Source organism: Streptomyces sp. NPDC001822, assembly GCF_042892135.1.
Lineage (GTDB): Bacteria > Actinomycetota > Actinomycetes > Streptomycetales > Streptomycetaceae > Streptomyces.
Window position 1 is genome coordinate 28,295 of sequence record NZ_JBIATW010000003.1, and the last position, 14,465, is coordinate 42,759.

The 14,465-nt window shown below is 70.8% G+C and carries 13 protein-coding genes; 10 read left to right on the forward strand and 3 right to left on the reverse strand.

The window, feature by feature from the left end; translation table 11 throughout:
* The first annotated feature begins 143 nt into the window (after positions 1-143).
* From ACFYY2_RS08175 to ACFYY2_RS08200, 6 genes are all read left to right on the forward strand, one after another.
* Positions 144-566, forward strand: coding sequence for a DUF6221 family protein (locus ACFYY2_RS08175; RefSeq protein WP_388738705.1), 423 nt, complete (start codon positions 144-146; stop codon positions 564-566).
* A 165-nt stretch (positions 567-731) separates the two neighbouring features.
* On the forward strand, positions 732-965 hold the full coding sequence (locus ACFYY2_RS08180) for a hypothetical protein (RefSeq protein WP_388738707.1): 234 nt from the start codon (positions 732-734) through the stop codon (positions 963-965).
* 343 nt (positions 966-1,308) lie between these two features.
* Positions 1,309-1,902 carry a lamin tail domain-containing protein gene (locus ACFYY2_RS08185; protein WP_388738709.1) on the forward strand — a complete coding sequence of 198 codons (594 nt, stop codon included), beginning with the start codon at positions 1,309-1,311 and terminating at the stop codon, positions 1,900-1,902.
* 166 nt (positions 1,903-2,068) lie between these two features.
* A complete protein-coding gene (locus tag ACFYY2_RS08190; protein ID WP_388738712.1) occupies positions 2,069-2,566 on the forward strand; it encodes a peptidylprolyl isomerase in 498 nt (165 codons plus the stop codon).
* Between the two features lie 208 nt (positions 2,567-2,774).
* Positions 2,775-3,569, forward strand: a complete 795-nt coding sequence (locus tag ACFYY2_RS08195) for an SDR family NAD(P)-dependent oxidoreductase (RefSeq protein ID WP_388738715.1) — start codon at positions 2,775-2,777, stop codon at positions 3,567-3,569.
* 26 nt (positions 3,570-3,595) lie between these two features.
* Entirely contained in the window at positions 3,596-4,288 is a 693-nt protein-coding gene (locus ACFYY2_RS08200; protein WP_388738717.1) for an RNase H family protein, read from the forward strand.
* Between the two features lie 76 nt (positions 4,289-4,364).
* Here ACFYY2_RS08200 and ACFYY2_RS08205 read toward each other — a convergent pair whose 3' ends face one another.
* A complete protein-coding gene (locus ACFYY2_RS08205) occupies positions 4,365-4,889 on the reverse strand; it encodes an ATP-binding protein (protein WP_388740023.1) in 525 nt (174 codons plus the stop codon).
* A 480-nt stretch (positions 4,890-5,369) separates the two neighbouring features.
* Here ACFYY2_RS08205 and ACFYY2_RS08210 point away from each other — a divergent pair, with 480 nt between their 5' ends.
* The 3 genes from ACFYY2_RS08210 (at position 5,370) to ACFYY2_RS08220 (ending at position 9,844) form a co-directional block, all read left to right on the forward strand.
* The gene (locus tag ACFYY2_RS08210; RefSeq protein ID WP_388738720.1) at positions 5,370-5,627 is read left to right on the forward strand and encodes a WhiB family transcriptional regulator; all 258 of its coding nucleotides are present in this window, start codon (positions 5,370-5,372) and stop codon (positions 5,625-5,627) included.
* 41 nt (positions 5,628-5,668) lie between these two features.
* Entirely contained in the window at positions 5,669-6,007 is a 339-nt protein-coding gene (locus ACFYY2_RS08215) for a YkvA family protein (protein ID WP_388738722.1), read from the forward strand.
* 489 nt (positions 6,008-6,496) lie between these two features.
* On the forward strand, positions 6,497-9,844 hold the full coding sequence (locus tag ACFYY2_RS08220; protein WP_388738725.1) for a LamG-like jellyroll fold domain-containing protein: 3,348 nt from the start codon (positions 6,497-6,499) through the stop codon (positions 9,842-9,844).
* Between the two features lie 103 nt (positions 9,845-9,947).
* Here ACFYY2_RS08220 and ACFYY2_RS08225 read toward each other — a convergent pair whose 3' ends face one another.
* Positions 9,948-10,970 carry a LacI family DNA-binding transcriptional regulator gene (locus ACFYY2_RS08225; RefSeq protein ID WP_388738727.1) on the reverse strand — a complete coding sequence of 341 codons (1,023 nt, stop codon included), beginning with the start codon at positions 10,968-10,970 and terminating at the stop codon, positions 9,948-9,950.
* A gap of 220 nt (positions 10,971-11,190) precedes the next feature.
* Here ACFYY2_RS08225 and ACFYY2_RS08230 point away from each other — a divergent pair, with 220 nt between their 5' ends.
* Positions 11,191-12,030 carry a phytanoyl-CoA dioxygenase family protein gene (locus ACFYY2_RS08230; protein ID WP_388738730.1) on the forward strand — a complete coding sequence of 280 codons (840 nt, stop codon included), beginning with the start codon at positions 11,191-11,193 and terminating at the stop codon, positions 12,028-12,030.
* Between the two features lie 57 nt (positions 12,031-12,087).
* Here the strand turns inward: ACFYY2_RS08230 and ACFYY2_RS08235 are convergent, their stop codons facing one another.
* Positions 12,088-14,439, reverse strand: a complete 2,352-nt coding sequence (locus tag ACFYY2_RS08235) for an AbfB domain-containing protein (protein WP_388738732.1) — start codon at positions 14,437-14,439, stop codon at positions 12,088-12,090.
* Between the last annotated feature and the right edge of the window lie 26 nt (positions 14,440-14,465).

Genomic DNA, 14,465 nt, shown 5'->3' on the forward strand with positions numbered 1-14,465 from the left:
ACGCCCGTCATGCGGAACCCGCCCGGTGCCGAGTGCGCCCGCGGGGTACGGGTGAGGCATCCTCTGCTGGTCGGGCAGAACGGGTCCGCGGCGGAGCGTGTGCGCGCGTCGCGGTCTGTGACGGAGAAGGATGCGGAAGCAAGATGGCAGAGAACTCGGACCTGTTGGTCTTCGTGCGGGCGCGCCTCGCGGATGAGGAACGCATCGCGCGGGAAGCGGGCGGCGACGGCTGGCGTACACCGGCCGAGGCACCGGGCGAGGTGCACGACCGCACCAGCGGTATCGCGTTCGTCGTGCGGTCGCGCGGGTACGACCGTCACATCGCCTATCAGGACCCCGCGCACACCCTGCGCCGCATCGAGACGACCAGGGTCCTCCTGGACGAGTACGAGGAGATCGCGGCGATGGACACCGACCGTCCGGCCCAGGACTTCACCTCGGGCCGGGCCGTCGGTCTCGGTTTCGTCGTCCGGCAGATGGCCGCGGAGCACGCGGGGCACCCCGACTACCGGGTGAAGTGGCTGCCCCGGTTCTCCCACTGGGGTCCGTCCGCCGACCCGGAGTAGCCGGAGCGTCCGCGGGGAGTCGGAGCATCCGCGGGTAGCCGGAGCGCCCGCGGGTAGCCGGCCGGACCGCGCACCGCATCCGGCCGGCCGGCTGAGTAGCGGGGACGGGTGCGTCTGAGTACGTCACCCGATCCCGGCCGTTGCTCCCGCTGGTCGAATGGGGGCATGGCCCCCGCAGCGCCGACGCGCCCCCGCATCCGGACCCTCACCACAGCCGGCACGGCACTGGCCGTGACCCTGCTCCCGCTGGCCGCCGGCGTGCTCCTGGCCAGGTCCATGGCCCTGGATCCCCTGGCGCCCGTGAGCGCGCTGGTCGTCAACGGCGGACAGCGCGCCCGCCTCGCCCCGTCCCGCTGGGTTCTGAGGGCTCGAACGCGCGAACTCCTTTCCAGGCGGTAATGGAACCTTTGTCCAGGAAAGCGCTGTCGCTTTTGTTACACGCGACGGCCCTGAGCAGGCAAGGGCGCCCGGGGGAGCGGGCCGGGTGCGAACGGGGCGCCATGACCAGGTGATCGGCGTCCGGAACGGGTCGGTGCAGCGATCAACGGTTGACAGGTCTACGACCGGTGGAATCCGTGCCGAGTGCAGTCGTGTGTGACAGAAATGTCCGCACTTTGTCACACGAACCAGGGCACCTTTCGGCCACCGCGAAAGCCGGACAAAGTTTGCGTTCCCGGCACCGACGCCGGGGTCGGAAAACGCCCGGCACCTTCGTACCGGGCCTGCATGATGAGGGGTTTCCATGTCCCGTTCCGCACGACGGATCACCGCCACCGTTCTCGCCTCCGGTGCCCTGCTCGCCGCAGCGGCCCTGCCGGCCTCGGCCGATGGCCGGGACCACGGCCACCACCGGCCGGGGCAGCGCTCGGCGGTCGTCCTCGGAGCGATCCAGTACGACAGCCCCGGCCGCGACAACGGCTCCAACCGCAGCCTGAACGCCGAGTGGGTCACCGTCACGAACACCGGACGCCACTCCGTCAACCTCCGCGGCTGGACGCTGAGCGACGAGAGCAACCGCACGTACCGGTTCGACCTGCGGCTCCCGGGCCGTTCCTCCGTCCGGGTCCACACCGGAGTGGGGCGCGACACCGCTCGAGACGTCTACCAGGACCGTCGCAACTACGTGTGGGACAGCCGGGACACCGCGACGCTCCGCGACAACCGCGGCCGCAAGATCGACTCCGAGTCCTGGGGTCGTCACCACGGCGGCCACAACAACGGCCACGGCGGCAGCAACGGTCACCACGGCGGTAACAACAACGGCCACCAGGGCGGCCACAACAACGGCCACAACGGGGGCAACAACCACGGCGGCGGCCCCCGCGGCAACCGCTGACCGACACCCGTAGGGGGATGCGGCGTCTCCCCTGAATGACACCGATGCGGCGCACCACGGATCGAGCCCGTGGTGCGCCGCACTCGTGCGGGCCGCCCGCGCGCCCCGAGCCGCGTCGGGCGGGGTCTGTGCAACGGAGGGCCGCCGGTGATGTCAGGATGGACTCATGACCATCAAGGCGTATTTCGACATCACCATCAACGACGAGCCCGCCGGGCGGATCGTGTTCAACCTGTTCGACGACGTTGCACCCAAGACCGCGGAGAACTTCCGCGCGCTGGCCACCGGTGAGCACGGCTACGGCTACGCCGGTTCGCCCTTCCACCGTGTCATCCCGGACTTCATGCTCCAGGGCGGCGACTTCACCCGCGGCAACGGCACGGGTGGCAAGAGCATCTACGGCGAGAAGTTCGCCGACGAGAACTTCACCCTGAAGCACAACAAGCCGGGTCTGCTCTCGATGGCCAACGCCGGCCCGAACACCAACGGCTCGCAGTTCTTCATCACGACCGTCCTCACCCCGTGGCTGGACGGCAAGCACGTGGTGTTCGGCGAGGTCGCCGACGAGACCAGCATGGAGCTCGTCCGCAAGATCGAGTCCTACGGCACCCCGAACGGCACCACGAAGGCCGCGATCGCCGTCTCCGCGTCCGGCGTTCTCTGACGTACGCGACGGGGCCCCGGCCGGTTTCCCTCCGGCCGGGGCCCCGCGCGTCGGGCCCTCCCGGTGCGCCGTTCCGGCCTGCCGGGCGGGGCCGCCGGGACGCGGCGCGGCGCGGCGCCCACGCCGTGTCCTGCCGAACGTCCCCGTCCCGGAGTGCCAGGGTGGACACGACGTGGCCACCGCGGACACGGGACGAAGGGATCGCACCATGCGTATCGCTCTTGACGGCAGGACGGCGGTCGTGACCGGCTCCTCCCAGGGCATCGGGCTCGCCATCGCCACCGGGCTCGCCGCCGCCGGAGCGCGGGTCGTCCTGACCGGCCGCAGCGGGGAGCGGCTGGAGGCGGCAGCCGGGGTCCTGCGGAGCGGTGAGCCGGACGCCGATGTCCTCACGGTCGCCTGCGACCTCGCCTCCGAGCGCGGAGCGGCGGAACTCCTCGACGCGGTGCCCGCCACGGACGTCCTCGTCAACAACCTCGGCATCTTCGGCTCCCGGCCGCCGCTGGAGATCACCGACGAGGAATGGCGCACCTACTTCGACACGAACGTCCTGAGCGCCGTACGCCTGATCCGCCACTACCTGCCGGGCATGACCGGACGGGGGTGGGGCCGGGTGCAGAACATCGCGAGCGACTCCGCGATCGTCATTCCCGCCGAGATGATCCACTACGGGGTGTCGAAGACCGCGCTGCTCGCCGTCTCCCGCGGCTTCGCCAAGGAGGCCGCGGGCACGGGAGTGACCGTGAACTCGGTGATCGCCGGGCCCACGCACACCGGCGGGGTCGAGGACTTCGTCCACGAACTCGTGGGCGGGGATCTCCCGTGGGACGAGGCCCAGCGCGAGTTCATGCGCCTGTACCGCCCCCAGTCCCTGCTGCGGCGCCTCATCGAACCCGAGGAGATCGCGAACCTCGTCGTCTACCTCAGCTCGCCCCAGGCCTCGGCCACCACGGGCGCGGCGGTGCGGGTGGACGGCGGATACGTCGACTCGATCGTGCCCTGAGCCGCCGGGCTGGCATGATCAAGGGCATGGACGAGCGCATCATCGCCGCGTGTGACGGGGCATCGAAGGGCAATCCGGGACCTGCCGCCTGGGCATGGGTCGTGGCCGATGCCCAGGGCACCCCTCAGCGGTGGGAAGCGGGGCCGCTGGGCACCGCCACCAACAACGTCGCCGAGCTCACCGCCCTGCTGGAGCTGCTGAGATCGACCGATCCGGCGGTGCCCGTCGAGGTGCGCATGGACTCGCAGTACGCGATGAACGCGGTGACCAAGTGGTTGCCGGGGTGGAAGCGCAACGGCTGGAAGACGTCCGCCGGCAAGCCCGTGGCGAACCGCGAGCTGGTCGTCGGCATCGACGAACTGCTCGGCGGGCGCAGTGTGAGTTTCCGCTACGTCCCGGCGCACCAGGTGGACGGCGACCCGCTCAACGCGGTCGCCGACCAGGCCGCGAGCGAGGCCGCGGTGTCGCAGCAGGCAGCGGGAACGGCGTACGGCGCGGCCGGCCCTCCGGTGCCCGCTCCGGCCCGTTCGACGAAGGTCAGGGGTGGCGGGACGGCGTCCGCAGGCGGGGCCGCGGGCCGGTCACGCTCCGGCGGGTCGACGATCAGGGCCAGGTTCGCGGGCCGGTGCCACTGCGGAAAGCCGTACGCGGCCAAGGACATGATCGCGAAGAACCCCGGTGGCTGGGGTCACCCGGAGTGCCGGGTCGCGCCCGCCTGAACCGCCCGCGTGACAGGACGGCCGTGCGGCTGGGGTCCGGCGTCGTCCGGGGGCCGGCTCCACGTGGAGGTGTGCGTCAGAGGTCGGCCCAGACCAGCCGGCCGGAGAGACTGCTGCGGGTTCCCCAGCGTGTGGCCAGTGCGTCCACGAGCATGAGCCCCCGGCCGTCCTCCGCCACCGACGCGAGCTCGAAACCCCCGTCGGGCCCGCCGGTGCCGTCCGGGCCGGTGAAGGCCACCGGGCCCGGCCCCTCGACGGGGCCGACCACCGGACGGGGCCGGTCGCCCGCCACGCGGTGGGGCTCCGGGCGGCGCGGGACCGGGGCACGGGTCGCGTGGGAGATCCTGGCGGGGTTCCTGGGGTGCGGCAGGGCCGCGATGTGCCGCCGCCTCCGGTTCCACACGCAGATGCGGACTCCGCCGGGCGAGCGCAGCAGGCGGCATCGGACACGCCGCCCCGCGGTGTGCTGCACCGCGTTCGTGACCAGCTCGGTCACCACCAAGGCCGCCGTCTCGATGCGATCATCGGGTTCTCCCCAGTTCCGCATGGTCTTCTGCACGCGGTGCCTGGCCTCCGGGACGCCCCGGGGGAGACGGGGAATCCACCAGGTGTGTGCGCCACGTCTGCTCGTGTCCTCCGGAGTCAGCCGTGCGCACGTGACTATTTCCGACATGTTTGTACTCTCCGTGCAAAGTGCATGCTTTGCAAGCGACGGAATGTCTAAATAGTACGTAATCGGCGAAGAGTCTGTAGGGGGTCGGCCACGTCGCCGCGGCGGCGGTACCTGCCGCTGCGGCGCGAGCGCTGACCCCCGGTCGAGACCGCGTCGTGCCCGCGCGGCTCCGGGCCCGGGGCGTACGTCCTCGACGGCCCGGCCGGTGTCCCGGAGTGCCGCATCCGTCCGGACGGTGCCTGTGCTGCGGCCCCGTACCCAGGGGTTCCCCCGCCCGACGCACCCGGGGACGGCCTCGAACGCCTGAACCCCGCGGTTTTCCGGGTTTCGATCGCCTGAAGCCGGTCACGCGCACAGTACGGAACCACAGGAGCGACTCGGAAGTCGCCTCGAAGAGGAGTGGGAGAGATGGACAACTGGCGCATGCACGCGGCGTGCCGCGACGAGGACCCCGACCTTTTCTTCCCGATCGGCAGCAGTGGTCCCGCGCTCGTCCAGGCCGAGGAGGCCAAGGCGGTCTGCGGTACCTGCCCGGTGCGCGAACAGTGCCTGGACTGGGCCCTGGAATTCGCGCAGGACGCGGGCGTATGGGGAGGCATGGACGAGAACGAGCGGCGTGCGCTGAAGCGCCGTCGTGCCCGTCGCCACGCCAGGAGTGCCGGATGAGGCCTGCGGGCTCCGGCCCGCTCCGTGGGAGACGATGAGCCATGGACACCTCGGTCTGGTTCGTCGTCGGCGCGCTCGTCCTGCTCCTCGTGGCAGGGGTCGCCGCTGTGCTCCTGGTGCGTGTGATCAGGGCCAGGAGGCTGCTCATCGACGCGGGAATCCCCTTGCGCAACAAGGCTCTCGTCTGGGCCGCGGTGATCTACACCGTGTCGCCCGTCGATCTCCTGCCGGACCCCGTCTACCTCGACGACATCGGTTTCCTCCTGCTCGCCCTGCGCTCCCTCCACGCCGCGGCGCACGCGGTGGGTGCGGGGCGCGGGCGGACGGCGACGGAACCCGCGAAGCAGGGCGGCAGCCTCTGGGCCCCAGGCGGTAACTGAGGGAGAGTCAGTCATGGGCCGGAATTCCCCTCTTGTGGAACCTCCGGCCTGCTGAGGCGAGTTCAGCGTCCGCCGCGCCCGCCGCGTCCATGTGACCGCCCGGCGCCCGCGGCGAAGAAGTGCGGCCCGGGGTGCGATGGCCCCGGCGCCCCGGCGGCGGATACGACACATCCGTACATCGACGCGGTGAGAGGGTGCGGTCGTCCGGGCGGGAGGTCCTGGGCGGAGGCCCGGCCGGTCACCCGGAGAGGGCTGCGCGCCCTGCGGCCCGCGGTCCTTTCGAGCGCCGAGGGGGCGCCATGACCTGAGGATCCGCCCCGGTGGCACGGTGACGGACCTTGACCCGGACCCCGGTGAGCAGTCGTACGCCGCTCGGCTCGTGCCGCCACCCTGTGGTGGCCCGTGAGGGGGGAGTGATTTTTATATCGTTGAAAATTGTGTGTGCACGACCGTTGTCAGGTGTTTGAGGCTGTGGCTCAATGTTCGACTATGTGCAGTGCTTCGCGGTTCGGAGCACTCGGCTTCTTCGACGAGGACGACGCCTTGATACGACAACTAGCCCGCCCCCGCACGCTGTTCAGAACGCTCGCCTGTACGGCCGCCCTGCTCCTTCCCGCCGGGGCCGTCCTGGTACCCGCCGCAGCGACCGCCGCCCCCGCCGCCGGTCCGGCCGAAGGGGCGGCCACGGCCTCGGCGTTCGTGAAGGACGACCCGTCCACGGAGCCGCACGGACTCAAGGGCGAGTACTTCGCCATGTCCGCGCCCGGTGCCCGTGACTTCGCCGTACTCGGCGCGACCTCGCTCGACCCGGAGATCAACTTCCCCGGCCTGACCGGGGCGTTCGAGTCGGCCACCGGGAAGACCGAGCACACCACCGCCCGCTGGACGGGGCAGATCGCGGCTCCCGAGACCGGCGACTACACCTTCTCCGCCATCGGCGACAACGGCTTCCGGCTCTTCATCGACGACAAGCCCGTCATCGACCACTGGGTCGGGGACTGGGACAAGGAGCAGACGAGCGCGCCGGTCGCTCTCAAGGCCGGTGAGCAGCACACCTTCCGGCTGGAGATGTTCCAGGACGTCGGCGGGGCCAACATGTTCCTGCGCTGGTCGAGCGCGACGCTCGCCAAGCAGATCGTGCCCGAGTCCGCGTTCACCCCGCCGGCCGACTTCGAGGTGTACCCGGTCGCCCTGAGCGTCGCGGAGAACGGCCTCAAGGTGCAGGCGACCTTCGACCACGAGGTCAGCGGCATCAAGGACGTGAAGGACCACCTGACCGTCGAGGCGGACACGACGCCGATGCCCGTGAAGTCGGTCGCCAGGGCCTCCGGCAACCGCAACGCGCTGGTCGTCACGCTGGGCGCGGCCGTCCAGAAGGGCCAGCAGACCCGTATCGCGTACGACGGCGAGGGCGGCCTGAAGAACGGCGACGAGACCGTCCCGGAGATCAGCCGCAGGGCCAAGAACCTCTCCACGCACCGCCTCACCACCCCGTGGGGTGACAAGGTCGACCGCAAGAACCCGCTGCCCGAGTACCCCCGGCCCCAGCAGGTGCGCGACGACTGGAAGAACCTCAACGGCCAGTGGGAGTTCGCCGGAGCCACCGCCGGTGAGATGCCGGCCTTCGGCAAGTCGCTCGACGAGCGCATCACGGTGCCCTACCCCGTCGAGTCCCAGCTCTCCGGCCTCGAGCGTCACGAAGACCACATGTTCTACCGCAAGCTCGTCACCGTGCCCAAGAACTGGGCCGTCGGCAAGCACGGCGGCGACGAGCGACTGAAGCTCAACTTCGGTGCCGTCGACTACCAGGCGCGGGTCTGGGTCAACGGCAAGCAGGTGGCCGAGCACACCGGCGGCTACACCGCCTTCAGCGCGGACATCACCGACGCCCTCAAGGGCAGCGGCCCGCAGGAGATCGTGGTCGCGGTCACCGACACCACCGGGGCCGACCAGCCCACCGGCAAGCAGTCCGCGAACCCGAGCGGCATCTTCTACACCGCCTCCTCCGGCATCTGGCAGACCGTCTGGATGGAGCCCGTGGCCTCCGCGGCCGTCGACTCCCTGAAGACCACCCCCGACATCGACAAGGGCCGGCTCGCCCTCACGGTCAACTCCGCGAAGGCGTCGAAGTCCGCCCAGGTCACGGCCGTCGCCCGGGACAGGAAGGGCAAGGTCGTCGGCACCGTCACCGGCCCGGCCAACGGCGAGCTGAGCCTCCCGGTGGCCAAGCAGCACCTGTGGACGCCGGACGACCCGTACCTGTACGACCTGGAGGTCACCCTCAAGGACGGCCGATCCAAGGACACCGTCGACAGCTACTTCGGTATGCGCTCCTTCGGTGTCGCCGAGGTCGGCGGCTACCAGAAGCTGGTCCTGAACGGGAAGCCGTTCTTCTCCCTGGCCCAGCTCGACCAGGGCTTCTACCCCGACGGTCTGAACACCGCACCCAGCGACAAGGCCCTGGTCTTCGACCTGAAGGCGCAGAAGGACCTGGGCTTCAACTCCGTGCGCAAGCACATCAAGGTCGAGCCCGCCCGCTGGTACTACCACGCCGACCAGCTCGGTCTCCTGGTGTGGCAGGACTTCGTCTCCGGCAACATCACCGGCGAGAAGGGCCAGAAGGCCTTCCTCGACCAGGGTGCCGAGATGATGGAGCAGCTGCACAACTACCCCTCGATCGGCGCCTGGATCGTCTTCAACGAGGGCTGGGGCGAGTGGGACCGCACCGAGACCGGCAAGATCACCGAGAAGGTGCAGGCCGCCGACCCGTCGCGCGTCGTCAACGCCCACAGCGGAGTCAACTGCTGCAACTCCAAGGGTGACTCCGGCAAGGGCGACATCATCGACCACCACGACTACAACAACACCGATCCCGCGTTCCCGGACGAGAAGCGCGCCGCGATGGACGGCGAGCACGGCGGGTTCACCCTGAGGATGCCGGGCAACATGTGGCCGGGCGCCCCCACCGCGATCTACAGCGGCGTGGCCGACAAGGACGCCCTGACCGCCAAGTACGTCGACAACACCCGCACGTACTACCTGGACGCGGCCCGCGCGGAGCTCTCCGGTTCGATCTACACCCAGGTGACCGACCTGGAGAACGAGCTGAACGGGCTCTGGACGTACGACCGCCGCGAGATCAAGGTCGATGCCGCCAAGGTGCGGAAGATCAACGAGGAGGTCATCGCGGCCGGCGCCGCCGCGGGTGAGCGCGACGAGATCAAGGGCGGCGGCTCCTGGTCCCTCGACGAGAACACGGGCACGAAGGCCGCCGACAGCGGTCCGAACCACAAGGACCTCACCCTCTCCGAGGGCGCGTCCTGGACGCCGGGAGTGCACGGCTCGGCGCTGAAGTTCGACGGCAAGGGCCAGTACGCGCAGACGGCCGGCCCGGTCGTCGACACCACCGGCGACTACACGGTCTCCGCGTGGGCGTCGCTCGACGCGCTCCCCGGCAACTACGCCACCGTCGTCAGCCAGGACGGCCGGCGTCAGGAGAACCCGTTCTACCTGCAGTACGGACAGGGCGCGTTCGCCTTCTCCACGCCCGGCGCCCACCGCGCCCGGCTGGAGATCACGCCCGAACTCGGCCACTGGTACCACCTCGTCGGCGTCCGCAGCGGTGACGAGATCAAGCTCTACGTCGACGGCAGGCTCGCCTCCACGGCGGCAGCCGGAACCGCCGACGTGAGCACCGGGTCCCTGTCCGTGGGCCGCGCCAAGTGGTCGGGCGGCAACGTCGACTTCTGGAACGGTTCGGTCGACCAGGTGAAGGTGTACGACAAGGCGCTCACCGACCAGGAGGTGACCGCACTCCACGACGGCGAGCAGCCGTAGGGCCCACCGCCCCGCAGAGCCGCTCCCGGCAGTGTGCAGCGCACGCCGCACTGCCGGGAGCTCCGCGTGTGCGCGCCCTTCCGCCGGGAAGGGCGCGCACACGTCACACGGGGGTGGCGGCGCCGCCGGTGCTCTCCCTGACCAGCAGGCGGTGCGGGACCACGATCCGGCGGGCGGGCAGCGCGTCCAGCCGGCCGAGGACGCGCTCGCTCAGACACTGCACGGCGCGCTCGGCGATCTGCTCCGTGTCCGGGGAGACCGTGGTGAGGGAGGGAGCGGCGAACCTGCCGTCCTCGATGTCGTCGAACCCCATAAGGGCCAGGTCGTCGGGCACCCGTACCCCTTCCTCCGCCGCCACGCGCAGGGCGCCGAGGGCGAGTTCGTCACTGAAGCAGAAGACGGCGTCGGGGCGTTCGGGCAGCCGCAGCAGTTCACGCAGGGCCCGGGCCCCCTCCGCGCGGTGCAGGTCGGCGACCTCCACCTCGGCCACCGGCCGGAGACCGCCCGCCTCGCGCAGTCCCCGGCGGAAGCCCTCGGCGCGCAGTTCGGCCGTCCCGTGCCCCAGCCGCGACTGGAGGCCGATCGCGGCGACACGCCGGCGCCCGGTGGCGACCAGATGATGGGCGGCTTCGCGTGCGGCGGCCACGTTGTCCAGCGCCACGTGGTCGATGGACCCCTCCGGCTCCAGTTCTCCCAGGACCACCAGCGGCAGGCCGCCGGAGAGCGCGGCCAGCTCGGCCGGAGGCGTCGACCACGGGCTGATGATCATCCCGTCGACCTGGTGGCCCTCCGACCCGTCCAGCAGCCGCCGCTCCAGCGCCGCCTGTCCACCCGTCCGCTCCAGGAGCACGGTCCAGCCGCGCCGCTGGGCCGCGTCGATGAGCAGGCCGGTCAGCCTGCCGAAATACGGCGAGTGGATCTCCGGCACGGCGACTCCGACGAGGCCCGTGCGCCCCTGACGGAGATTGCGCGCGGCGAGGTTGGGGCGGTACCCCAGCTCCTCCACCGCGGCCATGACGCGGCTGCGGGTCGCCGGGGCGACGGCCGCGGCGTTGCTCACGACATTGGAGACGGTCCGCACGGACACGCCGGCCAGTGCCGCGACGTCCTTGAGTCTCGCTGCCACAGCCGGTGCGCTCCCGTCCTCGCGCGCGGGGTGGTCGGCCGACCGCTCCCTCCGCGCTGTGCACCGTAACAGCCGCGTGGCAGCCCGGTGCGCCGATACCCTTGCCACGTTGATTGCAACGTTGCAAAATGGGCTCAGGCAGGCAGGCCGGCGGGCGAGGGACTCCCCTCGTCGCGTGGCCTGTCGTCACCCCAGCCGACACGACGAAGGGACCGTCGCCATGCCCGGAAGCGCACCCACCGGAGCCCTCGCCCCGTATCTGGAGGCCGCCGTCCATGACCTGTACGGGGACGGCATCACGGCCCGCAGGGAGGCCTTCACCCCGCAGTGGGCCGACCTGATGCGTGAGGACGTGGAGGCCGCGTTCGCGGAAGCGCGCGGCCGTGAGGGCGGTGCGGTCGGCCGGGGCCCCCACAGGTACTACGTCGAGATCCACCCGGAGCAGCTGCGGGGCTTCGTCGAGCTGGTCGACCACCCGTGGGTCCGAGGAGTGTGCGAGGCCGTGCTCGGCCCCGACTACCGCATCGTGGAGCTGGGCTTCGACATACCGTTCGCGGGGGCCGTGAACCAGCCCTGGCACCGGGACTTCCCCATGCCGGACGCCACCCGCGGCGAACGCCGTCTGACCTCGCTCGCCTTCAACCTCACCGCCGTCGACACGCGTGAGGACATGGGCCCGTTCGAGATCGCACCGGGCACCCAGTGGGACGACGACCCCCGCTTCGGCCACGGGATGTTCCCGCCCCGCGACACCTACCCGCGCTACGAGGGGCTCGCCGAGCGCAAGTACCCGCAGCGGGGGGACATCTCGGCCCGGTCGGCCCTGACGATCCACCGGGGGACCGCCAACCGCTCGGCCGACGCCCGGCCGGTGCTGGTGCTGGGGGTCGACGCCCCGGGCGCCGGCAACGACGCACACCACGACATGGCGGTGACCGCCGCGTTCAGGGCCTCCCTGCCAGAACGCGTCCGGGCGCATCTGCACTGCCCGGTCGTGGACGAGCTGACCCCCATCGTCCAGAAGCACACCATCGAGGGCCTGGTGATGGGGGAGGCCTGACACTCCGGAGCCCGGCCCCGGCCCGAGAGGGGACCGGGGCCGGGCTCCGGACTCACCTCACGGCGCCCAGGGGGCGTCCACCGACCAGGTCGTGTCCTCGGTGAACGTGGCCGCGTTGTCCCAGGCGTGACCGCCGCCAGGGGTGGCCAGCCAGACCTCGGAGCCGATGTGGCGCAGATAGCTGCCCGGGAGGTTGACGCTGGAGAACCTCACGCCGCCCGTGCCCGAGAGCGCGCACCACGTGGCGTCGGCCTTGAAGAGGGCCGAGCCGTCGCTCGCGTCACGCCGCACCCGGAAGTCCCGGTGGCGCAGGTACTCGCCCGGGTAGTTGCGTGACTCGAAGGAGTAGCAGTTGCTGTTCGCCAGACCCGTGACGATCTTCCAGGTGGCGTCGCTCTTGAGCACGGCCGCGCTGCCGCCGTCCACCACCTCGGTGAAGGCCAGCGCGTCGTAGTGACGCAGGTACTTGTTCGTGTGCCCCGGAGTGGTGACCCGGAGCGACTTGTACTGCCCGGTGGGCAGGGTGACCGGCGGGGCGGGCGTCCTCGACGCCTGGATGAGGGCCTGGTTGGCGGCCTTCACCCGGGCGGTGTCGACCTTGACCACCTGGCGGTCGTAGGTGAGCAGCCCGTTCGCCTCGTTCTCGACGTCGGTGATCTCCGTGTAGACGGAGGCCGAGAGCCCGGCCGGGAGCTGCCCCACACGGATGCTGTCGAGAAGTCCCACGAAGCGGTTGTTCAGGGCGGCGACGCTCGCCTGGTCCTCGTAGCTGAAGCCGCCGCCCGGGTACCACTCGTGGCCCGGGACCTTCCAGCCCAGCCCGCCGAACTCGCCGAGGACGGCGGCCCGGGTCGCGGTGGGCGCCGTGTTGCCGGGGCCGACGTAGATGTGGTTGTCGACGACGTCGCCGTTGCCGCCGTCCACGGAGCCGCAGCAGTTGACCCCGCTCATGTTGTTGACCAGGCGGGACGGGTCGTACGCCTTGACCTCGTTCGCGATCCGCGCCTGGTCGTACTGGCCCCAGCCCTCGTTCTGGTTGACCCACATGACCAGGGACGGCGAGCTGCGGTGCTGGTCGATGACCGCGTGGTACTCCGCCTCCCACTGGGTGCGGGCCGCGCCGTCGGGGGTCTTGCCGGTGTCCATCGCGGGCATGTCCTGCCAGACGAGCAGGCCCAGCTTGTCCGCCCAGTAGAACCAGCGCTGCGGTTCGACCTTGATGTGCTTGCGGACCATGTTGAAGCCGAGGTCCTTGTGCGCCTGCAGATCGGACTTCAGCGCGGCGTCCGTGGGAGCGGTGTAGATCCCGTCCGGCCAGTAACCCTGGTCGAGCGTGCCGGTCTGGAAGACGAACTTCCCGTTGAGGACGGGGCGCAGGATGTTGTCGACCTTCGCGACGGCAATGGACCGCATGCCCGCGTAGCTGCCCACCGTGTCCACCACGGACGCGCCGTCGAGGAGTTCGGCGCGCACGTCGTAGAGGAACGGGTCGTCCGGGCTCCACAGCCGCGGGTTCGGCACGGAGACGGAGATCTCGGCGCCGGGTGCGCCGGTCGCCGTCCCCACGACGCTGCCACCGCTCGACACGGTGACGCGTGCGGTCCGGCCGCTCGCCGAGGCCGCCTGGACCTTGACCCTGAGGGTGCTGTTGGCGAGGTTCGGCGTCATGTCGAGGCGAGTGACGTGCGACGCGGCGACGGGCTCCAGCCACACGGTCTGCCAGATCCCGGAGGCGGCGGTGTAGAAGATGCCGCCGCCCGCGTGCGGGTTCACGTCGTTGATGCGCTGTTTGCCGACGGCCTGGCCGCCGGTCTGCGTCGGGTCGTAGACGGAGACGACGATCGTGTTCGAGCCGCCGTTCAGTTGGGGCGTGATGTCGTACGAGAACGAGTCGAACCCGCCCTTGTGCGCTCCGACCTGGGTGCCGTTGACCCATACCGTGCTCTGCCAGTCGGACGCGCCGAAGTTGAGCACGACACGGCGGCCGTTCCAGCTGGACGGAACGGTGAACGCGCGCTTGTACCAGAGTTTGTCGTTCTCGGTGATCTTGCGCTTGATGCCCGAGAGCGAGGACTCCGCGACGAACGGCACCCTGATCTGCTCGGAGAACGACGCCGGCTGTCCGGCGTCGCGGCCGGTCACCGCGAAGTCCCAGATGCCGTTGAGATTGGCCCAGTCGGGGCGCGTGAGCTGGGGGCGCGGGTATTCCGGGAGGGGATTGTCGACGGAGACCTGGTTGGTCCAGGGCGTCGTCATGGGCGCCGGCTTCGGCGTCCAGGCCGCCGGTGCGGCGGTGGCCGGGGAGGTTCCGGCTCCCACGAGCGCGGTGGCGAGCAGTGCCAGCAGGCCGGAGCCGGCGGTCAGCCGTCTCCATAAGGTGCGACGGCGTGGTGCGGGTGCGGACTTCATCCCAGGGGCTCCTCGGTAGGTGGGGA